At 50.6% G+C, this 25020-nt stretch carries 24 protein-coding genes; 15 read left to right on the top strand and 9 right to left on the bottom strand.

What is annotated here, in order from left to right; translation table 11 throughout:
- The first annotated feature begins 43 nt into the window (after positions 1-43).
- The 12 genes from guaA (at position 44) to FIV45_RS10595 (ending at position 12567) form a co-directional block, all read left to right on the top strand.
- On the top strand, positions 44-1591 hold the full coding sequence (gene guaA, locus FIV45_RS10650) for a glutamine-hydrolyzing GMP synthase (RefSeq protein WP_099472254.1): 1548 nt from the start codon (positions 44-46) through the stop codon (positions 1589-1591).
- Positions 1592-1656: 65 nt separating this feature from the next.
- Positions 1657-2475 (top strand): 3-methyl-2-oxobutanoate hydroxymethyltransferase, encoded by an 819-nt coding sequence (panB, locus tag FIV45_RS10645; protein ID WP_099472255.1) that lies wholly within the window; start codon positions 1657-1659, stop codon positions 2473-2475.
- A 205-nt stretch (positions 2476-2680) separates the two neighbouring features.
- On the top strand, positions 2681-3325 hold the full coding sequence (locus FIV45_RS10640; RefSeq protein WP_099472256.1) for a tetratricopeptide repeat protein: 645 nt from the start codon (positions 2681-2683) through the stop codon (positions 3323-3325).
- Positions 3326-3347: 22 nt separating this feature from the next.
- Positions 3348-4697, top strand: a complete 1350-nt coding sequence (locus tag FIV45_RS10635; protein ID WP_165776976.1) for an outer membrane protein assembly factor BamB family protein — start codon at positions 3348-3350, stop codon at positions 4695-4697.
- A gap of 137 nt (positions 4698-4834) precedes the next feature.
- Complete coding sequence (gene der, locus FIV45_RS10630; RefSeq protein WP_099472327.1) at positions 4835-6256, top strand: ribosome biogenesis GTPase Der; 1422 nt, start codon at positions 4835-4837, stop codon at positions 6254-6256.
- Between the two features lie 12 nt (positions 6257-6268).
- Entirely contained in the window at positions 6269-6784 is a 516-nt protein-coding gene (locus FIV45_RS10625; protein WP_099472258.1) for a GNAT family N-acetyltransferase, read from the top strand.
- Positions 6766-7629 carry an RNA methyltransferase gene (locus tag FIV45_RS10620; protein ID WP_204602141.1) on the top strand — a complete coding sequence of 288 codons (864 nt, stop codon included), beginning with the start codon at positions 6766-6768 and terminating at the stop codon, positions 7627-7629. Before FIV45_RS10625 ends, FIV45_RS10620 begins: the two co-directional genes overlap by 19 nt.
- Before the next feature lie 153 nt (positions 7630-7782).
- On the top strand, positions 7783-8400 hold the full coding sequence (rpsD, locus tag FIV45_RS10615; RefSeq protein WP_099472328.1) for a 30S ribosomal protein S4: 618 nt from the start codon (positions 7783-7785) through the stop codon (positions 8398-8400).
- A gap of 287 nt (positions 8401-8687) precedes the next feature.
- Positions 8688-10634 (top strand): hybrid sensor histidine kinase/response regulator, encoded by a 1947-nt coding sequence (locus FIV45_RS10610; RefSeq protein WP_165776977.1) that lies wholly within the window; start codon positions 8688-8690, stop codon positions 10632-10634.
- A 143-nt stretch (positions 10635-10777) separates the two neighbouring features.
- Positions 10778-11182: a bacteriohemerythrin gene (locus tag FIV45_RS10605; RefSeq protein ID WP_099472261.1), complete on the top strand. Its 405-nt coding sequence runs from the start codon at positions 10778-10780 to the stop codon at positions 11180-11182.
- 99 nt (positions 11183-11281) lie between these two features.
- Positions 11282-11695 carry a DUF350 domain-containing protein gene (locus FIV45_RS10600; protein ID WP_099472262.1) on the top strand — a complete coding sequence of 138 codons (414 nt, stop codon included), beginning with the start codon at positions 11282-11284 and terminating at the stop codon, positions 11693-11695.
- Between the two features lie 5 nt (positions 11696-11700).
- Positions 11701-12567, top strand: a complete 867-nt coding sequence (locus tag FIV45_RS10595; protein WP_099472263.1) for a S1 family peptidase — start codon at positions 11701-11703, stop codon at positions 12565-12567.
- A gap of 57 nt (positions 12568-12624) precedes the next feature.
- Here the strand turns inward: FIV45_RS10595 and grxD are convergent, their stop codons facing one another.
- From grxD to purC, 7 genes are read right to left on the bottom strand one after another with little or no spacing between them, the layout of a single operon-like run.
- Positions 12625-12957: a Grx4 family monothiol glutaredoxin gene (gene grxD / locus FIV45_RS10590; protein ID WP_099472264.1), complete on the bottom strand. Its 333-nt coding sequence runs from the start codon at positions 12955-12957 to the stop codon at positions 12625-12627.
- A 28-nt stretch (positions 12958-12985) separates the two neighbouring features.
- On the bottom strand, positions 12986-13219 hold the full coding sequence (locus FIV45_RS10585) for a BolA family protein (protein ID WP_099472265.1): 234 nt from the start codon (positions 13217-13219) through the stop codon (positions 12986-12988).
- 13 nt (positions 13220-13232) lie between these two features.
- Entirely contained in the window at positions 13233-14231 is a 999-nt protein-coding gene (locus FIV45_RS10580; RefSeq protein WP_099472266.1) for an acyltransferase family protein, read from the bottom strand.
- 9 nt (positions 14232-14240) lie between these two features.
- On the bottom strand, positions 14241-16463 hold the full coding sequence (gene purL / locus FIV45_RS10575; protein WP_099472267.1) for a phosphoribosylformylglycinamidine synthase subunit PurL: 2223 nt from the start codon (positions 16461-16463) through the stop codon (positions 14241-14243).
- A gap of 10 nt (positions 16464-16473) precedes the next feature.
- Complete coding sequence (gene purQ / locus FIV45_RS10570) at positions 16474-17163, bottom strand: phosphoribosylformylglycinamidine synthase subunit PurQ (protein ID WP_099472268.1); 690 nt, start codon at positions 17161-17163, stop codon at positions 16474-16476.
- A gap of 26 nt (positions 17164-17189) precedes the next feature.
- A complete protein-coding gene (purS, locus tag FIV45_RS10565; RefSeq protein ID WP_099472269.1) occupies positions 17190-17429 on the bottom strand; it encodes a phosphoribosylformylglycinamidine synthase subunit PurS in 240 nt (79 codons plus the stop codon).
- A gap of 36 nt (positions 17430-17465) precedes the next feature.
- Positions 17466-18206: a phosphoribosylaminoimidazolesuccinocarboxamide synthase gene (purC, locus tag FIV45_RS10560; protein WP_099472270.1), complete on the bottom strand. Its 741-nt coding sequence runs from the start codon at positions 18204-18206 to the stop codon at positions 17466-17468.
- 262 nt (positions 18207-18468) lie between these two features.
- Here purC and FIV45_RS10555 point away from each other — a divergent pair, with 262 nt between their 5' ends.
- From FIV45_RS10555 to FIV45_RS10545, 3 genes are all read left to right on the top strand, one after another.
- Positions 18469-18804 (top strand): DUF1476 domain-containing protein, encoded by a 336-nt coding sequence (locus tag FIV45_RS10555; protein ID WP_099472271.1) that lies wholly within the window; start codon positions 18469-18471, stop codon positions 18802-18804.
- Between the two features lie 198 nt (positions 18805-19002).
- On the top strand, positions 19003-21165 hold the full coding sequence (locus FIV45_RS10550; protein ID WP_099472329.1) for a M3 family metallopeptidase: 2163 nt from the start codon (positions 19003-19005) through the stop codon (positions 21163-21165).
- A gap of 212 nt (positions 21166-21377) precedes the next feature.
- On the top strand, positions 21378-22466 hold the full coding sequence (locus FIV45_RS10545) for a hypothetical protein (protein WP_133118553.1): 1089 nt from the start codon (positions 21378-21380) through the stop codon (positions 22464-22466).
- A gap of 7 nt (positions 22467-22473) precedes the next feature.
- On the opposite strand, the gene FIV45_RS10540 is transcribed toward FIV45_RS10545, so the two are convergent.
- Both FIV45_RS10540 and FIV45_RS10535 read right to left on the bottom strand, forming a co-directional pair.
- Positions 22474-23007, bottom strand: a complete 534-nt coding sequence (locus FIV45_RS10540; RefSeq protein WP_099472273.1) for a hypothetical protein — start codon at positions 23005-23007, stop codon at positions 22474-22476.
- 22 nt (positions 23008-23029) lie between these two features.
- The gene (locus FIV45_RS10535) at positions 23030-24601 is read right to left on the bottom strand and encodes a zinc metalloprotease (RefSeq protein ID WP_133118554.1); all 1572 of its coding nucleotides are present in this window, start codon (positions 24599-24601) and stop codon (positions 23030-23032) included.
- Positions 24602-25020 lie beyond the last annotated feature (419 nt).

Genomic DNA, 25020 nt, shown 5'->3' with positions numbered 1-25020 from the left:
CCTCCAGGCTGGACAAGTTATATTAGGCAAGGTAATTTTAAGCATGACAGATAAAATTCTCATCATCGATTTCGGCTCCCAGGTAACGCAGCTGATCGCCCGCCGGGTTCGGGAAAGCGGTGTTTATTCAGAGATTGTGCCTTTCAACAAGGCGGCGGAAGTATTGGCGGACTTTAATCCGGCAGGGATTATTCTGTCGGGCGGGCCGAATTCCGTCAACGGCATTGAAGCCCCGCAGGCGCCAGAAGAAATTTTCACCATGGGTGTTCCGATCCTGGGCATCTGTTACGGTGAACAGCTGATGTGTCAGCAACTTGGTGGCAAGGTCAGTCTCTCCGAGGAAAAAGAATTCGGACGCGCTTTTATCGACATCAAGGCGGATTGTGCTTTGTTCGAAGGCGTGTGGGCCAAAGGGGAAAGTCATCAGGTTTGGATGAGCCACGGTGATAAAGTGGTCGAACTGCCGGAAGGCTTTATCGTCACCGCCACCAGCGGCAACGCGCCTTATGCGGCGATCGCCGATGAAGCCCGTAAATTTTATGCGGTTCAATTCCATCCGGAAGTGGTGCATACTCCGGACGGGGCCCGCATCATCGCCAATTTCGTACATAAAGTTGTCGGTCTTAAGGGCGACTGGACCATGGCGTCTTTCAAGGAAACAGCCATTGACACCATCCGCAAGCAGGTAGGATCAGGGCGTGTAATTTGCGGCCTGTCCGGCGGGGTCGACAGTTCTGTTGTCGCCGTCCTGCTGCATGAGGCCATTGGCGACCAATTGACCTGTGTGTTTGTTGACCATGGATTGATGCGTCTGAACGAGGCGGAAGAAGTGGTGACCCTGTTCCGGGATCATTACAATATTAATTTGATCCACAAGGATGTGGCGGATCTGTTTCTCGGTAAGCTCGAAGGGGTGAATGATCCGGAGAAGAAGCGCAAAATCATCGGTGGCCTGTTTATTGATGTGTTTGACGCGGAAGCCAAGAAAATTGGCGGCGCCGATTTCCTCGCTCAGGGAACATTGTATCCTGATGTGATTGAAAGCGTATCTTTCACGGGCGGACCAAGCGTCACCATTAAATCCCATCATAACGTTGGCGGACTGCCGGCGCGTATGAAGATGGATCTGGTGGAGCCGTTACGGGAACTGTTCAAGGATGAAGTGCGGGAACTTGGCCGTGAGCTGGGTCTGCCGGAAGCCTTCATCCGGCGTCATCCTTTCCCGGGGCCGGGTCTTGCGATCCGCATTCCGGGTGACATTACGCCGGAAAAATGCGATATTTTGCGAAAGGCGGATGATATTTATCTGCAGGAAATCAAACTGGCGGGTCTGTATGATACGATCTGGCAGGCTTTTGCGGTTCTGTTGCCGGTGCGTACTGTTGGGGTTATGGGAGATGCCCGGACGTATGATTATGTCTGTGCGCTTCGGGCGGTGACCTCGACGGATGGCATGACGGCTGATTATTTTCATTTTGACCATGAATTTCTTAGCCGGGTATCAACTCGGATTATCAATGAAGTCCGGGGCATAAACCGTGTTGTTTATGATATTACCTCAAAACCACCGGGCACCATCGAGTGGGAATAAAGGAAGGCTTTACGGCTTTGGGAGACTGACTTTTTATAAGTATAAAAAAGATCAGGAGAAGACTAATGTATGCAGATAACAAAGTGCGCCGGAATACCGTTAGGGACATCACCAAACTGAAAGGTGAGCGCCCCGTCGTATCTCTGACGGCTTACACCGCCCCGATGGCGGCGCAGCTTGACCAATATGTGGATTTTCTTCTGGTGGGCGACAGTCTCGCGATGGTCCTTTACGGCATGGAAAGCACCATCGGGGTGTCTCTTGACACCATGATTGAACATACCAAGGCCGTGATGCGCGGGGCGCAAAAGGCCATGGTTATTCTGGATATGCCATTCGGGTCATTTGAACAATCGAAAGAACAGGCCTTCGAGAATGCTTCGCGGGCCTTGCGGGAAACCGGCTGTGCGGCGGTAAAGCTTGAAGGTGGCGCGGCAATGGCGGAAACCATTCAGTTTCTGGTGGAACGCAATGTGCCGGTGATGGCGCATATTGGCCTGCGTCCCCAGGCGGTTCACGTTATGGGCGGCTACCGCACCCAGGGCAAGAACCAGGAAGAACGGGCCCAGATGATTGAAGATGCATTCGCCATACAAAAGGCCGGAGCCTTTTCTGTGGTGCTCGAAGGCGTTGCGGAACCGCTCGCGGCGGAGATTACAGAAAAACTGGACATTACCACCATCGGCATTGGGGCGTCGCCGGATTGTGACGGTCAGATTCTGGTGGTCGAGGATATGCTGGGTTATTTCCCTTCCAACGCCAAGTTCGTCAAACGCTATGCCGAAGTCGGCCAGGTTATCGATCAGGCGGTCAAGCAGTATGCCGATGATGTGAAATCCCGGATATTTCCGGCGCCGGAACATACCTATCACGCCAAGAAATAGCAGACCCCAGGGCTAGAGAAGGCGGATGTCTCCGGCATTCGTCTTTTTTCTGTCCACATTCCTGACATTTTTGGCGCTTAAGACACCTAATTATCCGTGAATTGTTTTTTTTTGCGGGGATAGAGCATTGCCTGATTGCCTTCTGGGAAGAGGCGGGCTATCTTGTGCCGCTTAAAGGCTATACAAAGAAAAACAGGAGCATTTATTGTCCGAAGAATTTATTCGCGAAGTCGACGAAGACCTGCGCCAGAAACAGTTGACCGGCTTGTGGCAGAAATACGGGTCCTATCTTATCGCCTTTTTGGTGGGGATTGTTATATTCGTTGCGGGTAACGTGACCCTGAAAAATTATAATGAAAGCCAATATGCCGAAGTGGCGGAACAATATGGCAAGGTGCAGGCGGATGTGACGGCCAATCAGCTGGACCAGGCCCTGAAGGATATCGAAGCGATATCAGGCACGGATGTAGAAGGCTATAAGATTCTCATCGGCTTCAAAGCGGCCGATATCCATATGCAAAAAGGCGAAACGGAAAAGGCTGTTGTTGCCTTGGACGAACTGTCGTCCGCGGCGGGTGTTGAGAAAGTGTACCGGGACCTTGCGCGTCTGAAGGCGGCGATGATCGCCATGGATACGGCGACCTATGACGAGACGAAAGCCCGCCTGGCCCCCTTGACCATTGAAGGCAACAGCTGGAAATACATGGCGAAGGAACTTTTGGCAATGGCGGCATTGACCGCGGGCCATGGGGAAGAAGCCAAAAACCTTCTGACCGAATTGGAACAGGATCTGGAAGCGCCTGATGATGTCAAAACGCGCGCCAAAGATTTCAAATCCGTAATACAATAAAAATTAAAGGATGGGCGGCTGTATGACGTTTCAGAACACAGCAGGGATGACAATTTCAAAAGCTCTTATCGGTTTCGTCCTCTGCGGGGCCCTGATGGCCTGTAGTGGCGGATCGGACGAGAAAAGAAACAAGAACCGGCTTGAAGGCGAACGCATTCCGGTTCTGACGTTTGAACAGAACTTGGCCGAAAGTGAAGAACTGGCAAACCTGCAGGTACAGTTGCCACGGCCTTACCGCAACAAGAGCTGGGCCCAGGCCGGGGGCAATCAACACCATGTGATGCAGCATCTGAGCCTTGGGGATAATCCTCAGAAGGTCTGGTCGGCGGATATTGGTGAAGAATCCAACGGTCGCCGTAGTATTGTCAGTATGCCGATCATTGAAAATGGCGTGGTCTATGCCATGGATTCCATGGCCAAAGTAACCGCCTATACTGCACAAACAGGCAAGAAAGTCTGGCAGAAGAAATTCAAAGAGCCGGGCGAAACAGAAAATATCGCTTACGGTGGGGGGATTACAGCGGGGCCGGACGCCTTGTATGTAACCAATGGATATGGCCATGTTGCGGCGCTTGACAAAAGCACTGGCGCGGAAATATGGGTGACAAAACTTGCCGTTCCAATGCGTGGAGCGCCAACCTATGCCGATGGTCGCCTGTTCGCCTTGACCCATGATAACCAGACCTACGCCCTGAATGCGACGGATGGCAGTATCCTGTGGAACGAAGTCGGGATTTCTGAAAATGCGGGTCTTGCCGGTGCGGCGAGCCCGGCTGTGATTGGCAATACGGTGATATCCGCCTATTCTTCCGGCGAGCTTTACGCCATGCGGGTGGAAAATGGCCGGGTTCTGTGGTCCGATACTCTGAATACGCAAACCCGGCTGAATGCCATGTCCACCTTGCGGGATATTGACGGACACCCGGTAATCTATGATGGCAAGGTATATGCGATCAGTCATAGTGGCCGCATGGTGTCTATTGATCTGCGCACCGGGGTTCGGGTATGGGAGCAAAATATCGGATCTCAACATACTCCCTGGGTCGCAGGCGAATATATTTACGTGGTGACACCTGAAGGCCAGGTGGTGTGCATTACTCGTCGCACAGGTTTGATTCGCTGGATTCAGCAGCTGGAACGTTTCAAGGATCCGGATCGCCGCAAGGAAGCGGTTCTATGGCATGGGCCAACGCTCGCCGGTGACCGTTTGATCGTAACATCTTCACATGGTTATGCCATGTCTCTGTCGCCTTATGATGGCAGCTTTATCAGTGGCATGGATATGGGTGATGATATGGAAATGGCGCCAATTGTGGTGGATGACATGCTGTATTTTCTCACCCGGGATGCGAAACTGGTCGCGATGCGGTAGCATCCCGACAGGACCTCGTGGCGGTGATGCTGCTGACGGGGTATGATAATGATTGCTTTATTGGCCCGTTTTGCGTTAAGACGGGCCAATTGTTGTTTGGCATAATCAAATATTATGCCGTTGAATTGGATAGAAACATGACCATCAAGGTTGCAATGGTCGGCCGCCCGAATGTGGGAAAGTCGACTTTATTTAACAGATTAGTCGGTAAAAGACTGGCGCTTGTCGACGATACACCGGGGGTAACCCGGGATCGCCGCGAGGCCATGGCGAGTCTCGGCGGAATGAGTTTTCTCGCTATTGATACCGCCGGGCTGGAAGAAGACGGCGATACAAAGCTGTCGGCGCGCATGCGGGCCCAGACCGATCTGGCGATCAATGAGGCTGATTTTGCCCTGTTCATGATTGATGCCCGGGCTGGTGTGACGCCGCTCGACAAGCATTTCGCCGATTTGCTGCGGCGCGGAAAAACACCGGTGATCCTGATCTGTAACAAGGCCGAAGGCCGGGCGGCGGAAGCGGGGATCTACGAATCCTACTCGTTAGGTCTCGGGGAGCCGGTTTCCATATCCGCCGAACATGGCGAAGGCCTGTCAGAATTGATCGAAGCCTTCGATAAGGTGATTTTCGACAACAACCTGGTTGTTGAGGAAGAACCGGGTGAAGTCACCAGCAAGGCCGTCTATATCGATGGCGAGATCAGTGATGAAGAAGCCGATACCGAAGGAGAGTATGACACCGGTCTGCCGCTGCAGATGGCGATTGTCGGGCGCCCCAATGTGGGGAAATCGACGCTGGTCAACTATTTGCTCGGGGAAGACCGGCAGATTACCGGTCCGGAAGCCGGTCTGACCCGCGACGCCATCGGGGTGACCTATTTTTATGAAGACCGGGAAATCCGCATGTTTGATACGGCGGGCCTGCGCCGCAAGTCAAAAGTGATGGAAAAACTTGAGAAGCTGTCGGTTGCCGATACTATTCGGGCGCTGAACTTCGCCGAGGTGGTCGTGCTCATGATCGACGCGACGATGCCGTTTGAGAAACAGGACCTTAGTATCGCCAGCCTGGTGGTTCAGGAAGGCCGCTCTCTGGTGATTGCGCTCAACAAATATGACCTGATGGAAAACCGTCAGGAAATCATGAAGGATATTCAGGAAACGCTGGAACATTCCCTGCCGCAGATTAAAGGCATTCCCATTGTCCCGATTTCGGCCCTGACGGGTAAAGGCGTCAACAAACTGATGCCGGCTGTGTTCGAGGCATATCGTTTGTGGAACCGCCGGGTGAGTACCGCAAAGCTCAATAAATGGCTGGCGGCGACCGTCGCCTATCATCCGCATCCGTCCGTCAAGGGCCGCCGGATCAAAATGCGCTATATGACCCAGGTGAAAACCCGGCCGCCGACATTCGCGATTTTCTGTAACCGCACCGCCGATGTGGCGCGCAGTTACGAACGCTATCTGCTGAACGAGTTGCGCTGGGACTTTGAACTGCCCGGCGTGCCGATCCGCGTGCTGATGCGGAAAGGCGATAACCCTTATGGCAAGTCGCTGAAATAAGGGGAACATTCAATGATCATTCGCCGGGTCACTGCTAATGATGAAAAAAGCTTTCAGGATATTATGAAAGCTTCCATTGCGGGCATCTGCTCAGACACGTACGGCGCGGATATCACAGCCGCCTGGGTGTCTGACGATAATCCGGCGTTTCATTTCAGGGTACCGGCCTTCGCTTTTGTTGCGGAAGAGGCGGGCGAGATCATTGCGGTTGGTGGATGGAGTCTGACGGATAAAGTGGATCTGCATCCGATCGGGGACCGGAAGGTTGAGCAGCCGACCCATGCGCGGATTAATGCGGTTTATGTCAAACCGGGACACGAGGGCCGGGGGTTAGGCCATAAAATGATTACCCATCTGGAACAGGATATTGCCGCAGACGGACGGGTGAGAGACATTTATCTCTGGTCGACGAAAAATGCTATTCCCTTTTACATGGCCCACGGCTATCAGCCGGGCCGCGATGAACAGCCGGAAGTCGCGCCGGGCTATACCATAGACATTCGATATATGTGGAAGACGTTACCCTGATGGCAGGCACCAATCATACGGAAGCAGAAAAACTTCAGCAGGACGGACCAGCGATTATCCTGATCGGGGCACAGCTTGGCGAGAATATCGGCAAGGCAGTCAGGGCCATGTATAATTTCGGGCTGACCGACCTGCGTCTGGTCGCCCCCCGTGATGGCTGGCCCAATCCGGCGGCAGTCCCTGCCGCGGCGGGCGCCGATATCGTGCTGGAAAAGGCCCAGGTGTTTGAGACGACGGCGGAAGCAATTGCCGATCTCAGTTTTGTTTATGCCACAACGGCGCGGCGGCGTGATATGATTAAAACCGTGGTGACGCCGCGAAAATGTGCCAGTCTCATGCGGGAACATGCGACGGCGGGGCAGAAATTCGGTTTGCTGTTCGGCCCGGAAAAAGCCGGTCTGAAGAATGACGACGTGGCGCTGGCCGATGCAATTGTATCGGTGCCGCTCAATCCCGCCTTTGCCTCGATCAACCTGGCCCAGGCGGTGATCCTGATGTCCTACGAATGGTTCCAGACTGGCGCGGATCAGCCGGATCAATATACGCCGCAACTGGATACCACGCCGGCGACGTCCGAGGACCTTCAGAAGTTGTTTGATCATATGGAGGTGGAACTGACGGAAGCGGGGTATTTCCGTCATGCCCAGCGCCGGGCGACCATGAAACGTAATCTGCGCAATATCTTCAAACGCGCCGATATGACAAAGGAAGAGGTCAGCACGTTGCGTGGGGTGATCAAGGCGCTGGCGACCGGCGGCGGGCCGGGCTGGCTGGCGGAAAAAGCCGAACTGGGCCTTGATCCCGAAGGCGGCGTCAATAAAACCCCCGAAAAGGATGGCAAATAGGCTGAAAAGCTGGCTTTGTTGTTGACTTTCCGTGCTTCTGCACTATATTCCGCCCATCGTGAATGACTCGGGTGAAAATCTCGGGTTGCATGAGAGTGGTTTCCACGTCTCATGGCGCTGATATCAACATTTAAACAGAAGCGATTCTATAATATGACTAAACGTACACAAGCCAAATATAAAATTGACCGCCGTATGGGCGAAAATATCTGGGGACGTCCCAAGTCTCCTGTGAATTCCCGTGAATATGCACCGGGTCAGCACGGCCAGAACCGTCGCGGCAAATTGTCCGATTTCGGTATCCAGCTGCGCGCCAAGCAGAAGCTGAAAGGTTATTACGGCGATATCACTGAAAAACAGTTTAAACGTGTTTATAAAGACGCGGACCGTCGTAAAGGGGATACCGGTGAAATTCTCGTGGGTCTGTTGGAAAGCCGTCTGGACGCGCTGGTTTACCGCGCAAAATTTGTTCCGACCGTCTTCGCAGCCCGTCAGTTCGTTAACCACGGTCACGTAACAGTGAACGGTCAAAAAGTGAATATCCCAAGCTACCGGGTTAAAGCCGGTGACGTTGTTGAGATCCGTGAGAAATCACGTCAGATCCCGATGGTCCTGCAAGGCATTGATTCAAACGAACGCGATGTTCCTGAATATCTGGCGCTGGAAAATAACGGTACAAAAGTTACCTTCCTGCGCGTACCGGTTCTGGATGAAATTCCTTATCCGGTTCAAATGGAACCAAATCTTATCGTGGAATTTTATTCCCGTTAATATCTTCTAATTTAGATAATATTAATTAAGTGTCCAGTAATATTACTGGGCACTTTTTTTATGCCGGGTGTTTCAGGCACCCGCCGGTATGTCGAAAAGTGAGCTATCGCCAGTTTTGAGTAAATATTGTGAAGATAGTATTTGCGTATGTGACCTTTCATGGGGTTCAATGACATAACCTGATTTAATAAAACCTAATGATATAAAGGTTTTATCAGTTCGTTGCGTTTAAATTTCGCGTCCTTGTCCTCATGATGTCAAACCTACTAGTGAATGAGCGGCATCCTATGGAAGAACAAGGACTTTTACCAAGTCAGCGCGAATCTACAGCATCTACAGAAAGATCATCTGCCGTATTCTCAGAAAGCGTCAGGTTGCTGTATAATAATCTGCCCCTCACGGTAGGGGCTAATATTTTGTTGTCGGCTCTGGTGGGCTGGATCATGTTGGGGACAACGCCGACTTGGGAATTGTGGGCGTGGTTCGGTGGCATCGTGGGGGTGAGTATTGTCCGCCTGTACGCGTGGTATTTGTTTTCCCGGGATCATTCCATACAATCTCTTATCGCCTGGCGGCGGTGGTATATGCTGGCGATCTTTGTCATGGGTCTTCTCTGGGCATATTGCATATGGCTGGCGCAACTCAGCAGCAATGAATTGAATATTTATCTGATCACTTTTGTCATTGCCGGGATTACTTCCGGCATCGTCGCTTCTACCGCCGGGGACAAGATCGCGGTTCTTACATTCAATACCCCCGTGTTGGGGGCTTTGGCCTTATATTTCATTTATGAAGGCCATTATGAGTATTCAACCCTGCTTTTGGTGCATTTCTTGTTTGTCGCGAATCTCTCTAAAAACATTGGTTTTATGATAGAGCAACAGATTATTACGAAGCACAAGAATATAGAGCTTGCCGAGCAGGCCGTCGCGGAAAAAAACAGGGCCGAAATAGTAGGGGCCAATCTGGAAAGTCAGAATAAGGCGTTACAGGAAATGCAGCGCGCCCTGCGGCTGAAACATGGTGAAGTAGAGGCATTGGCGCAGGAGAATATGCAATCGCGGGAGGCGGCGGAGCAGGCAAGCATCGCCAAGTCTAACTTTCTCGCCTCCATGAGCCATGAGTTGAGGACGCCGATGAGCGGGGTTCTCGGGATGCTTTCCCTGCTCATGTCGACAGATCTGGATGATAAGCAGCATAAATACACAACCGCCGCCACGAGCTCCGGCGAGCGGCTGCTGCAATTACTGAATGATATTCTTGACCTGAGCAAGATCGAAGCCGGAAAAATTGAACTGGATATTGTCGAGATCAGTTTGCGGAACATTCTGATTGATACGGAGATACTCTGGCGGCCGATAGCGGAAGAGAAGGGACTGGACCTGAATGTTACCATTTCCGATGAACTGCCAGATGCCTTTCTTGGCGATCCGTTACGGGTGCGGCAGGTGCTGGCCAATCTTGTCAGTAATGCGATCAAGTTCTCGTCTCAGGGCGGGGTGACTATTCTTCTGACCGGGGTCGAGGCAGAAAACATGGAATGGCTGATTACTTTTCAGGTTACAGACACCGGAGTTGGTATTGCCCCTGAAGTTCAGGATGAGCTGTTTCATAAATTTGTGCAGGCGGATGCATCGATCAGTCGTAAGTTCGGTGGAACAGGGCTTGGCTTGGTGATTTGTAAACAGCTGGTGGAACTCATGGGGGGAGAAATCATGCTGGATAGTCAAAGCGGGCAGGGGACAACATTTTGCTTTTCTCTTAAATTACACAAATTGACGGACAGGAACGCTTTGTGTAATGCACTTGGCGTCGTGGAGTTTGGGGGAGATTTTGATTTGGTTCTTTCCCGTGAAGTGCGAATACTTCTGGCTGAGGATAATGAAATTAATCGGCTGATTGTTCTGTCTTTGCTGGAATATGACAAACTGCTGATTGATGAAGCCGAAAACGGCATAAAGGCTGTCGAAATGATTAAAAAACAGCACTATGATCTGGTGCTGATGGATATTCAGATGCCGGAAATGGATGGTATGGAAGCAACCCGGGTTATTCGCAATATGCCGACCGGACAGACAGACATCCCGATTATCGCCCTGACCGCCAATGCCATGGCCGGAGATAAAGAAAAATACCTCGCCGGCGGTATGCAGGACTATATTAGTAAGCCAATACAAAAGAAGGCTTTTTTTGATGCCCTGACCCGCCAGTGTGATGCGATTAAGATATGCTGACCTGTGCGGAAAACAGGTGTGGACCGGTTGCTAAAATGCACGGGGAATTTGAAATAATTTTCTTCCCATCAAGGCGCCGTTGCTTTAGAGTTTTTTAATATTTCTTCCGTTAGAATCGGGCTCTTTTAAGGGATTATAGTCACGTGAATAAATTCGAACTAACACCCGCTTTTTTTATTGGCCATAAAGAAATAGACGCGGATCATGCGGCGCTTGTCAGCCTGTTGAACAAGATGGTGGATGCCTATATGGCGGAAGATTTGACGGCATGTCATGATAAATGGCAGCAGTTCTGCCACAAGCTCGAAATTCATTTCGCGACAGAAGAAGCCATCATGCGGCAATTCGAATTCCGGGAAAGCGCCGGTCATGAAGAAGAACATCAGGAAATCATTAAGATCGCCAAGTCACTGGGGGAGGGATGTACTACATTGGGGGGCTGGGAGACCTGCCTGTTTACCATGCGGGACAGCTTGTTATCGCTGATTCTGAAACGTGATCTGAAATTCGCCGAACATCTGGTGACCATCGGGTATAATCGCGTCTGATTATTTCTGTCTCTTTTATCACGGATAAGTTTTTTCTACAGATTCCCCTCGGAAGCTGGTAGGGTTCACGCATCAAAAAAACATCTTTCAGGGAGTGATATGTCGGCGGTTTTACAAAGTTTTCTAGCAGGTTTTCCTCTGTTCATTTTACATTTTATGATCACGCTGTCGATGTTCGTCATCGCGGTTATCATTTATGAAAAAATTACCCCGTTTCGGGAAATCAAGATGGTTAAGGAGGGTAATATATCTGCGGCCATTTCTCTGTCGGCGGGTATTCTCGGACTGGCCATTCCGTTGGCGTTTTGTCTCGCAGGCAGCGTCAATCACTGGGATATCATCATCTGGGGGATTGTGGCGTTGGTTGTACAGATTATCGCCTTTTATGCGGCGCATTTTATCATTGATGACCTGCAGGGGCGGATTGAACGGGATGAAATTGGTCCGGCGATTCTGCTTTTTTCCGGGAAAATATCGGTGGCGATGATTAATGCAGCTGCGATTGCGGCCTGATCCCGATGAGCAAGTTTTACTTCTGGCTTTCCTTGTTTATTATTTTTACGGCAATCAGTTCGTCTTTGCCGGAAGGGGGCGTGGATTCTGTGCCGCCTGTACGCCCAAAATCTGTTGTCGGTGAAACGGCGCCGCCGCCCTTGCGGGAATTGCGTCCGGAAGGCGAGGGGGAATTGAAACAGAAGAGCCGTCTGGACCCTGAAATTTTGATCAATGTAGAGCAAAAACAGCACGGGAGCATGTCGACAGGCACCGCCTTTGCCTTGTCAGATGAGGGGATATGGGGCACGGCGCGGCATGTGACGGAAGACTGCACCCGGCTGATCGTGCTTACCTCGCCGCGCAAGGGGTATCGGGTGGAGGAGGTTATTCCGCACCCGACCGCCGATGTCAGTATTTTAAAGACTGTTGCGGGCGCCAAGGCTTTTCAGATAGAAACCGACACATTAACCTATAATGCGGAAGGGTTCCATTTCGGCTATCCCCGGGGGGAGCCGGGCAATGTTTATTCCCGCCTGATCGGGCGTCGGATTATTAAGACCCAGGGAGTGCGGAAAGGCCGGGAAGCTGTCTTGGTCTGGGCCGAGAAGATCCGGCAGCCGGATCATAACCTGTCGCTTGGCGGCATCAGTGGCGGACCGGTTCTCAACGCCCGCGGACATCTGGTGGGGGTTCATATTGCGGGGTCCGTGCGCCGGGGGCGGTCTTATTCTTCTTTGCCGGAAACCGTAACCAGCCTGCTTCAGCAGACGGATTATCAGGCGGTGACACAGCAGAGTGATCAGCCGTACCGAGTGGACAGGTTGCGGGATCAGGGTAACCTGCTGCGCAAAAGGCTTTCAGTGGCCAAAGTTGTCTGTGTTGTCGATTGAGATAGAAAAAGCCCGCCGTGACGCTATCGCCAGGGCGGGCTTTTTAAAAAATCAAGGTCAGGCTTTCGGCGCGATGCCTTTTTCTTCGAACAGTCCAACCAGCTCACCGCTGGCGGCCATTTCACGGATGATGTCGCAGCCGCCAACGAATTCACCTTTGACATAAAGCTGCGGAATGGTGGGCCATTCGCTATATTCTTTGATGCCGTCACGCAGGGCCGGGTCCTGCAGCACGTCAAACCCTTCAAATTCCACATTGAAATGGTTGAGGACTTCGACAACGGCGGCCGAGAAACCGCATTGCGGGAACATGGGGCTGCCTTTCATGTAGAGCACGATATCGCTTTTCTGAATGTCTTGCTCGATACGGGCGAAAACCGGATTTGTCATAATTTTACTTCCTGAATTTGTTTCTGTGTTACTCGGGCACGGCAGTTTGCAGGGCGAGGGCATGCAGATCGTCCCCCATCTTGCCTTTCAGCGCCTGATACACCATTTGATGTTGCTTGACGCGGCTGATGCCTTCAAATGCGCTTGACACGACGAGAGCGGCATAATGGTCGCCATCCCCGCGCAGGTCCTGAATCGTGACTTTCGCATCGGGAAGGGATTCCCGGATCATCGCTTCAATTTCTGATGCTTCCATTGCCATATTTATTCTTTCTTTATGATCCTATTACTAATTTACTGTATTTTTTACCTACTTTATTCGATAAAGAAACAATTAATACACATATGATCAAAACAAATAGTGTTAGTCCTACAGAAGAGATAATGTCTCCTTCTGGCATTTCAATATGGTCAGTAAATTTTACATATATTCTTTTAAGTAGGGGAAGAATATATGCATGTATGAAGAAAATTCCAAAACTAAAATGACCAATCTTCGTCAATGTATGCCCGAACAACTCTCTTGTCTGATAGAGGTAATATATCAAAAGAGGGCATATGACAAGTTTGTGTAAATACATGAAGTAGTTTCTATATTCTTCATAGTAGATGATTTGCCCTAATGAGAAGAGTATAGTGGCTGCCAGAAGTATGAGGTGATACTTCGAGATTGTAATGATCAGCCTATCATGATGACGCGCAAAATACATACCTGCTAAATATATGGAAAACATATATATTGCATGACTAAGCGGACCCAATTGTCCTCCTTTTCCATGAAAAAAAGATATAACAATAAAAAGTGGCATCAGCTTATATATTGTGCCTTCTCTTTCAGCCCACACAAGAAAGGGGCCAAGAATAAAAAATATTGTTACTGCGGGGACGAACCAATAGGGCGCCATATGCCGCCCTGTACCAAGGAAGTATAAGATTTGTTGATAGGTAGGCAGAGCATAGAAGCTTGCTTCAACAGAGTCTTGTATTTCTATTTGCGTAAAATAATACAAGGCCGGTATAGACATAAAGAAATAAGGTGAAATGACATTCTTCACCTTGTTTTTCCAATATTTCTCTTTTTCAAAATTTTTGCTGAGATATTGGAATAAAAAACCAGAAATAAAAGTGAACAGTAACGATGATCCGTCAACAACAGACTTAAAAAGCCTAAACACTTCGGGATTATCATTCCACTGAAAAGCATCCAGACTATGTGTACATATTATTCCTATTATAGCTAGGGCGCGAAAGTTATGTATGTGTGATAAAAACATAAATTTTTCTTAGTCTATGCTCATATAGTCTGGCATCCATCTTTGATGGGTGTCAAGCAGTTGTGACATTGATAGGGTGATGTCGTTATTGAACGTCAACGTATCGCCACCGGTATTTCCTAAAGTTTCCAGGGTGATGCCGGCCTGAGCCGCGGCGGCGCGGACGTCATCGGCTTTTTCAGGAGAAACAGACAGAATGTACCGGGCCTGATCTTCGCCGAAGCCGTAAGCATGCAGTGGGATATCGCCGCCGTTCAGCGTAACATCCATACCCATTTTTGCCGCCATCGCCATTTCGGCGAGCGCCACCATCAGGCCGCCGTCTGAAATATCGTGACAGGCCGAAATGTTGCGGGCGTCGATCTGGGCCCGGACAAAATCACCGTTCTTCTTTTCAAGTCGCAGGTCTACTTTTGGCGGGGCGCCGGCTTCTTCACCCTGCATCACAGTCTGATACAGTGAAGCGCCGAGGTGGCCTGATGTTTCACCGACAAGCAGGAGAACTTCCCCTGCGGTTTTCGGGGCGATGGTGACCATCTTGCTGCTGTCTGACAACAGGCCGACGCCGCCAATGGCCGGCGTTGGGTGAATGCCGGTTCCGTTGGTCTCGTTATAGAGCGAGACATTGCCGGAGACGACGGGGTAGTCGAGTATTTCACAGGCTTCCTTCATGCCTTCGATACAGCCAACAAACTGACCCATGATTTCCGGGCGTTCGGGGTTGCCGAAATTGAGACAATCGGTGATCGCCAGAGGGTTTGCGCCGACGGCGGTAATGTTACGCCAGGTTTCCGCCACGGCCTGCTTGCCGCCTTCAACCGGATCGGCGTAGCAATAGCGTGGCGTACAGTCAGTGGAAATCGCCACGGCCTTGTCGGTACCATGCACGCGGACTACAGCGGCGTCGCCGCCCGGTTTCTGAATGGTGTCGGCCATCACCTGATGGTCATATTGTTGCCAGATCCATTCACGGCTGCACAGATCGGGAGACCCGACCATTTTAAGCAACGTATCGGCCATATCGGCAGGGGCGGGGAAGCTGTCCGCGCCAAGGATGGCTTTGGGTTCCTGTTTGACCCAGGGACGATCATATTCCGGGGAATTGTCGGCCAGGGGTTTGGTGGGAATATCGGCGACCACATCGCCTTTGAAGGTCAGGGTCAGGTTGCCGGTGTCGGTGATCTTGCCAATCACGGCAAAGTCGAGATCCCATTTATCAAAGATTGCCTTGGCTTCCGCTTCACGACCCGGTTTCAGGACGATCAGCATGCGTTCCTGGCTTTCCGACAGCATCATCTCGTAAGGCGTCATGCCTTCTTCGCGCTGGGGCACCATATCGAGATTAAAGGCAAAACCAACACCGCCGCCAGATGCCATCTCGACGGAGGAAGAGGTTAGGCCAGCCGCCCCCATATCCTGAATGGCGACGATCATGTCGGTGGCCATCAGTTCGAGACAGGCTTCGATCAACAGTTTTTCGGTGAAGGGGTCGCCGACTTGCACGGTCGGGCGTTTCTCTTCGCTGTCCTCTGTGAATTCGGCAGACGCCATGGTGGCGCCGTGGATGCCGTCACGTCCGGTCTTCGAGCCGACATAAATCACAGGGTTGCCGATACCGGCGGCGGCGGACAGGAAAATCTTGTCCTGTTGTGCCAGACCGACATTCATGGCGTTGACCAGGATGTTGCCGTCATAAGAGGGGTGGAAATTGGTTTCACCGCCAACAGTGGGAACACCGACACAATTGCCGTAACCGCCAATGCCTTCGACGACACCGCCGAGCAGATGTTTGGTCTTGGGATGATCAGGGGAGCCAAAGCGCAGGGCGTTCATATTGGCGATGGGCCGGGCGCCCATGGTGAAGACATCGCGGAGGATACCCCCAACGCCGGTCGCCGCGCCCTGATAGGGTTCGATATAGGACGGGTGGTTATGGCTTTCCATTTTAAAGATAATGGCCTGATTGTCACCAATATCGATCACACCGGCATTCTCACCGGGACCGTGGATCACCCAGGGCGCCTTGGTCGGCAAGGTTTTAAGGTGTTTTTTGGAGGATTTGTAAGAGCAATGCTCGCTCCACATGACAGAAAAAATACCCAGTTCGGTCAGGGTCGGCGTACGGCCGAGAATTTTCAGGCACAGGGCGTATTCATCATCGCTCAGGCCGTGTTCCTTGACCAGGGCATCGGTAATTTCGACGTTGTTATTCCAGGCGGGTGTTTGGGACATCTTGAGATACCTAATTTAGAGCGTTGATCATACTTTCAAAGAAACCGAGGCCGTCGGTGCCGCCTTGTGGCGCTTCGATCAGCCGTTCCGGATGGGGCATCGTACCGAGAATATTCTTGCGGCGGCTGATGATCCCGGCAATGTTATTGCGCGATCCGTTGGGGTTGGCGGCCTTTGTGGCCTGGCCATTATCATCCACATAGCGGAATACGACCCGGCCTTCGTCCTCGAGGGCCTTGAGGGTATCGTCATCGGCGAAGTAATTGCCATCATGATGAGCAACAGGGGTGGTAATGATCTGTCCGGGTTGATAGGCGTTGGTGAAGGGGGTGTCATTATTTTCCACCTTCAGCTTCACATCTTTACAGACAAATTTCAGGCTTTCATTGCGCATCAGGGCGCCGGGGAGCAGGCCGGTTTCGGTCAGGACCTGGAAGCCGTTGCAGACTCCGATAACATTACCGCCGCGGTCCGCATGCTCGATGACTTTTTTTGTTACCGGTGACTGGGCCGCCATGGCGCCACAGCGCAGGTAATCACCAAAAGAAAAACCGCCCGGCAGGGCGATCAGGTCAACGTCAGGGATATCTGAATCCTGATGCCAGATGACGTGGGGTTTTTGGCCGGTCACTTTTTCGAGCGCGACAATCATGTCACGATCGCAATTGGACGCCGGGAATACAATTACAGCAGTTTTCATGGACGATAATCCCATTAAATTTAGCGTTACTCGATATCGATGGCGTAATTCTCGATGACCATATTCGACAGAAGCTTCTTGCACATTTCCTCAACGGCGGCATAGGCCTTGTCTTTGTCTGTTTCCGTCAGGTCGACTTCGATGTATTTTCCCTGACGGACGTCTTCGACGCCGTCAAACCCGAGGGCGGACAAGGAATGCTGAATCGCCTTGCCCTGTGGATCAAGAACGCCGTTTTTTAAAGTGATATGAACACGTGCTTTCACGGTGTGTCCCTTTCTTTATATACTTAGAGCTAAATATTATTCTTCGGTTTCAAGGCTGATACCGAGACGCCGGGCAACTTCCTGATAGGCTTCGACTTCCCCGCCGAGATCGCGGCGGAAGCGGTCTTTATCCATTTTCTCGCCGGTTTTCAAATCCCACAGACGGCAATTATCGGGGCTGAATTCATCGGCTAGGATCAGGCTGTAGCTGACTTCGTCTTCTTCATAGAGACGGCCAAATTCCAGTTTGAAGTCGATCAGTTCAATACCGATGCCGGCGAACATACCGCGCAGGAAGTCATTGATCTGATGGGTCATGTCGAAAATTTCCGACAATTCGTCTTCATCCGCAAGGTCAAGGGAGAGGATATGTTCTTCCGCAATCAACGGATCGCCGAGGGCATCGTCCTTGAGCGAGAATTCGACGAGCGGGCGTTCGAGCCGAATGCCTTCTTCCATGCCCAGGCGTTTGGCCATGGTGCCGGCAACCACATTACGCACGATCACTTCGAGGGGCACGATTTCGACTTCGCGGACCAGCTGCTCGCGGTCGCTCAGACGCTCGATGAAATGGGTCGGGATGCCAATTCTTTCAAGGTTATGCATCACCAGTTCGGTGACTTTGTTATTGATAATACCTTTTCCGGCAATCGTACCCTTTTTCTGGGCATTGAATGCAGTGGCGTCATCTTTGAAATATTGGACAATCGTTCCGGGTTCTGTCCCCTTATAGAGGACTTTTGCTTTACCTTCGTAAAGCTTCTCACCTTTAGGCATATCAGGGTTCCTGTAGCTGATGTAACAAACTTATGTGGTTGATAGAATCAAGCGAGGCGAACATATCCCAATTGGTCGAAGAAAACAATTGGAGAGAAGCGATTAAGGTCCCGGAAATGTCACTTTAGATTTATCCTGCTGTAATCTTTAAAAATAAACGTGTAATCTCCATATAAAAATATGGAAAGATGTCGTCAACTGGCGTACATAAGAAGCATACAGAGTCTAAATGAGAATTGAGTATTCAAAGGAGATTGGATAAATGACCCAATTTGACGACCGCGAACAAGCCTATGAAAAAGAGTTTGCCCGCAATGAAGAATTTGACTTTAAAGTCATGGCGCGTCGCAACAAGCTGCTCGGGTTATGGGCTGCAGGCCAGATGGACCTGGACGCGGACGCTGCCGAGGCGTATGCCAAGGAAGTGGTGGTTGCTGATTTTGAAGAAGCCGGTGACGAAGATGTCTACCGTAAAGTAAAAGGCGATCTGGATGCCAAGGGTATTGTCCTTTCCGAACATCAAGTGCGTCGGGAAATGGAAGATCAACTGAGCATTGCCCGTGATCAGTTGACCAAAGAGCTTAAAGGCGCGAATTAATCCGCTTTTTTCAGTATTAAAGCCCCTTCAGAATTATTCTGAAGGGGCTTTTGTATTTTGGTGGGCCGTTTGAGTGGACATATTCGTCTTAGATATATGGAGAAAAGGTCACTAACATTGACCATTTCTGTCAGGATCGGTAATGTTTGCATGATCATTCAAAAAAAACAATCAAACCATTATGAAGGGGATACCATCATGAAATTTAATCTCGTCAGCCTTTCCGTGATTGCGACGATGCTGGCCTTGGCCGGATGTTCTGAAGATATCATCGCAGAAAACAAATCTTCGGCCACGGCTTCTCAGGAAGTCAGTGTTGAAAATACCTTGTTGCAGGAATGGAAGGGGCCTTATCAGGGATTACCTGCATTCGATACCGTAAAACTGTCTGACCTGAAGCCGGCTCTGGAAACCGCCATGGCCGAAAATCTGGCGGAAATGGATGCAATTACCAACAACCCGGATGCGCCGACTTTTGAAAATACCATTGTTGCTTTGGAACGTTCGGGCAAACTGATGAACCGGGTCGGCACCTTCCGGGGCATCTGGCGCAGCAATATGTCTACGCCGGAATCCCGGGAAATTAATGCGGAAATGGCGCCAGTCCTGTCGGCTTTCTATTCCAAAATTACCCAGAATGAAGCTCTTTTTGCCCGTATCAAAGCGGTATATGAAGGCGAGGAAATGAAAGGTTTGCGTCCGGATCAGCAACGGGTGGTCCAGTTGACGTATGACGGGTTTGCCCGCAATGGCGCGGCGCTTGATGCGGTGGGGAAAGCCCGCTATGCAGAAATCAATCAACGCCTGGCGGAGCTTTATACAAAATTTAGCAATAATCTGCTCGCCGATGAAGATGGCTATACTCTTTATGTGACGAAAGACCAATTGGCTGGGTTGCCTGACTCTGTTGTCACGGCCGCCGCGGCCGCCGCCAAAGCCGATGGCAAGGAGGGGCAATATGCCTTTGCCAATACACGTTCTTCGATGGACCCTTTTCTGACATATTCTACGGAACGGGATCTGCGCAAGACGGTGTGGAATAACTATTATAACCGCGGTGATAATGGCGGTGAATTTGATAATAATACCATCATTGCCGAAATCCTGAAATTACGTGATGAACGGGTTGGTCTGCTGGGCTATGACAATTATGCCCAGTGGCGTCTGGAAAACCGTATGGCGAAAACCCCGGAACGGGCGGCCGCCTTGATGGAATCCGTCTGGCCGGCGGCGATTGCCCGGGTTGATCAGGAAGTTGCCGATATGCAGGCCGTGGCCGATGCGGAAGGTGCTAATATCACAATCAAGCCGTGGGATTATCGCTTCTATTCTGAAAAGGTTCGAAAACAAAAATATGACCTTGATTCCAGCGAGGTGAAGGAATACTTGCAGCTGGATAAATTGCGTGAGGCGATGTTCTTTGTTGCGGGCCGGTTGTTTAACTTTGAATTCACGCCGGTAGAAGACGGAACCGTGCCCGTGTTTCATCCGGATGTGAAGGTCTGGGAAGTCACAGACAAAACAACAGGCGACCATATTGGATTGTGGTATCTGGATCCTTTTGCACGTAAAGGCAAACGCTCAGGCGCCTGGGCGACGACTTATCGCAGCCATTCGACCTTTGACGGGGATAAAAATGTTCTGGGGTCGAATAATTCCAATTTTACCAAGGGACCCGAGGGCGAGCCGGTCCTGATTTCGTGGGATAATGCGGAGACATTTTTTCATGAGTTTGGCCATGCCTTGCATTATTTCTCATCCAATGTCGCCTATCCGACATTGAATGGAGGGGTGCGGGATTATACGGAATTCCAGTCACAACTTCTGGAGCGTTGGCTGCTGACAGATGAAGTGACAAGCCAGTATCTGGTGCATTATAAAACCGGCAAACCGATGCCGGCAGCATTAGTGGCGAAGATCAAAAATGCCGCCACCTTTAATCAGGGGTTTAAGACAACGGAATATCTGGCGTCGGCTATTATTGATTTGAAGTTACATACGACAGACCCGGATAATATTGATCCGGATGCGTTTGAACGCGAAACACTGACTGCATTGGGAATGCCGGAGGAACTGGTGATGCGTCATCGGACGCCGCAATTTGGTCATGTTTTTGCCGGGGAAGGCTATGCCGCCGGTTATTATGGTTATATGTGGGCTGAGGTTCTGACCTCGGATGCTGCAGAGGCTTTTGCAGAATCGCCCGGTGGTTTTTATGATGCGGAGATGGCAAGGAAGCTTGTTGATCATCTGTTTTCTGTGCGGAACTCCATTGATCCGGCTGACGCCTATCGCCTGTTCCGCGGGCGTGATGCGGAAGTTGGCGCTTTGATGCGGGATCGGGGCTTTCCGGTAAAGTAACCATTGCTTAAGTTTTTGAAACGCCTCAGACTGACTTGTGAAAAGTCGCCTGAGGCGTTTTTTTATCTATCCCAGGAAGTTGAAAAACTGATATTGTAGCCTCAGCCAAGAAAATGCCATAGTTTGTGGCGATAACAGCGGTTATCTGAAGGGGAAAGGCCTTTTAGGTCTGGGATTTGTGTGTTGGGGCAAAACGATTGAGGAGTAAGCGTTTGAAATCGGTACGACTATTATTGATTGCGATGGCATTTTATCTGCCTTGCAACCTGCATGCGATGGATCATAGCAAACCAGAGATGCTTCCGGATGAGCATTACAAGGAATATTGGGAACAGCATGTTCTGTTTGAGGACGGCACGTTTGTCACCAGTCAGTTCCTGGTGGCCAATTTCCCCTGGCCGGTTGGCGATGACCACGCAATTATGGTTTCGACCGTGGTAACCCCGGATGGGCGGCGCACGATCATCAAGAATGGCCGCAATCCCGGTGAATGGGGTTTTGACAAGGAAAAATTCAATCTGTTTATTCATACCCACCGCATCAAGGAGGAAAATGGCCTGCATGAAGTCCACCTTGGGGCGGATGACAAGAATGAGGTCAATATGCGGGGGAGGACCGAGATTTCACCTTTGAAACATAAGCGTTTTGAAGAGGATGATGCGTTTATGGAAGCAGCGATCTATCAGCCTTACCTTGAGGGTGAGGGAAACTGGGCGATATTGCAGGAAGATGGCGTTTCTTTTGTCAAGGGGGCAGGGAAACTGCAGGGTTTTGCTACCCATGTAAAACTTAATGCGCCTCTGGAGGATTTGATTGACAGCTGGCTGCGGGTCAGCGGCCTTCAGGGAGAGACGGCGCAGCCGGTGCCCCTGCTGTCGGCGGTTGAGCGTCCCGACGGGGGGAAAGATATTGTCCTTACCCTGAAAGGCGTCGACGGCAGTATTACTGAATTCAAGGATGTCCGGCTCAAGTATAAAAAAATGATCAAGGCGGAGAAGAAATCATCTTATCCTAGCGTCATCGAGGTAACGGCGCATGGCGGAGGACGGAAAATGACCGGCACCATTCGTTTAACGCGCAAGATTGATCATTTCAATATTACGGACCACCTGAACTTCTTTGAAAGAGGTTTTGCTCAATCCCGGGCGTCTGTGTCCAATTATCGCTATATTGCGGATTATGATCTGACCCTGGCCAGTGCAACTGATAAACAGGCCATTCGCGGTAAGGCATTGAGTGAATATGCTGATGTAATTGCCCCGAAGGAGAAGAAAATCCGCAGATCACCCCGGCGACGGTAATATTTTCTCATTCAGATGCGATCAGGGTTTTGACTTTATCAAGAGTAAGGTTTTGCCAGTCACGTCCGGGCGGCTTGCGTCCGCCTAACTGTCCGGTTGCCGCTACTGGAAAGATCAGGGCGGTGGTAAGCGCGTGGGACATGATTCCGTAGGATTTTGCGGTCCCGTCGTTGCTCTGTGAGGCGAGGAAAAGCAGGTAGTCCTGATCTTTTTGTGGAGAAAAAGGCATGGTGGAACCAGGGCTTTGAACCTCAATGAAATCTGGCACATCGCCTTTCAAAGACTGCACTACTTTAAAAGTATAGGTGACGGTTTGATCATGGGAGGAAGAGAGAGGGAACTTATTCTCACGATGGGCCACCACAATGGCGGCGGCGTTTTGAATCGTCCGGGTGAGGGGGGCTGCGGCAATGTCCACGCGATAGGATTTATCTGGTGCGGCAGCGTTTTGAAGGTCCGCCGCGCCTTGGGCATTCAGATGCCAAGGCGCGGCGGTTGTTAGCATGAGCAGCAGGATAAAATAAACAAGAGATAATTTCATCCTGGGGTGCTCCTGATCAGGTTTATTTCAGCAATGATTTCCGGCGCCCCATAGCGACGAGGCCCAGAATCATCAATCCGAAGATGCCTGGTGCCGGAATGGTGGTCCGGGTTGCGTATAATTGATAATTACCGATAGAGAAGTCTCCGTCAACAGTATCAATGGGATGCAGGAAGTTATAAGAACTTACCTGTACAAAGAATCTCCCGGTATATTCGAGGACGAAATCGAACAGGAACGAATCCACACCTTCAAAATCATCATCATTATAGGTCAGGAAATTACCAAGATCATCGAAAATCGCCAAAATACCATCCATATAATCAAGGTTGTTGGAATTGACGAAGGAGGTCAGTTCGAAGTTAAAGATATCGCCTTTATTTCCTTCAAACATATACAGGTCGGTTTCATCGCTTTCGCTAATCCGGCCTTCGATGGAAATCGCAGCAACTCTGATCCGGTTGTTCTTGTCCCGTCCGTTTTCTACGGTATTTGGTACATCAAGATTAACCAGTTCGACAAATTGTGCTCCCGGGCCAGCCTGTTCCTGAATTACCCGACCTTCTTCATTGAAAGTCAATTTTGTAGCGGAGCGCAGGCCAAAGAATCTGTCTTGTGTGACAGAGCCACCGAGACTGGAGCCGCCGCTGGCCCCTGATACCATCAGGTGTCGGGTTGTTTCATCCGCCCCTCGTGGGCCAGTATAAACAGGGATGAATTGACCATCAGCTGGTACGCCGGTGGTGGGCAATCCAGTACCGAGAGGCCCCCATGCTTCGTGGTGGCGTAGTCCCAGATCATGCCCCAGTTCATGGGAACCGGTTTGGGCGGTTTGGCGGGTAATGGCGATGGCGCGGTTTTCTTCTGTCGCGGCCAAGCCGGTTACGGTAGTAAAACCACTATCAGAAATAACATCCCAGAAATTGGCGTCCAGGTTGGCATTATCTGTGCGGTTCAGGTTGCGGAAGTCGATATTGTCCGCTGCACCCCAGAGAATGCCTGTTACCCGGCCCCCGTCAGCGACCCGTATGCCGGCCTCAACGCCGTTGCCTTCGCCGGGCATGTTGGCGTTAAAAAACAGTGTGGAATACTCGCCGCCTGCCGGTTTTTCCGTCGTAAAAGCGATATCGAAATGGCCGTAATCATTTTGCATGCTGGCCATTACAGCCGCACGTTCCGGGGCTGTGTAGATATGTTCCTGGAATACCTGGGTAACGTCGGCTCCGGAGCCGTCGGCATTCTCTTTATAAGTCCGGGTGTATGTACCTGTGGTTGCGCTGTCAAAGTCGAGGAATACCAACTGGGTTCCCTGGCTGCTGGCCCCGGTTGAGGCCGGTACGCCGGGGGCGACGGCCGCGATGGCGGGCGCCATGGCGACATAGGCTGCATTTCCGGAGATTGCCTGATGTTTTTGTTCCAGAGCGGAAGACAGGGCATTATTGTGACTGCAGGCCGGCCCGTGGACATGTTGATTAATTGTGTCTAAATCGATAATTAAATCAGTACTATTAACAACACTGGCGGAAGCCAGTGCGGGTATAGAAACTGAGGCGACAAGTGCTATTGCGATTGAACTTAGAAAAGTACTTTTCATATTAAATATATCCCCTCCATTGGGTATCATTATGATGGACCTTTTTAGGGCCGATAATGACGTTTGATTTAGTTCTGAAAATTGTTGATTAATTTTCTCCATATATACAACCGCTGTAGATTTTTTTTAGACTATTCTACTTATTGACGGTTGTATTAGATTACATGCAATTATCGTGCCTGTTTTGTTAACCATAAGGTTTCTGCAGTTTCGATGCATAGTGAAAATATTTCTGTGTGAAAACTGTAAAGAATGCTTAACAGTTTTCCCAAAATGGGACAGTTTTATTTCGCGCCAGGAAAGACGGAATGAGGGAGAAGATCTGGCTGTAATTATCCAGAAAGTCTGTTTTTACTGAACAAAAATTCAGAAGTGAATATTTTGTCAGGATATGCTATGGCTCGGTGAAGAGAAATTAA

This window comes from Paremcibacter congregatus (assembly GCF_006385135.1).
Lineage (GTDB): Bacteria > Pseudomonadota > Alphaproteobacteria > Sphingomonadales > Emcibacteraceae > Paremcibacter > Paremcibacter congregatus.
The sequence above is the reverse complement of the archived record's forward strand: the minus strand, read 5'-3'. Positions and strand labels throughout refer to the sequence as shown.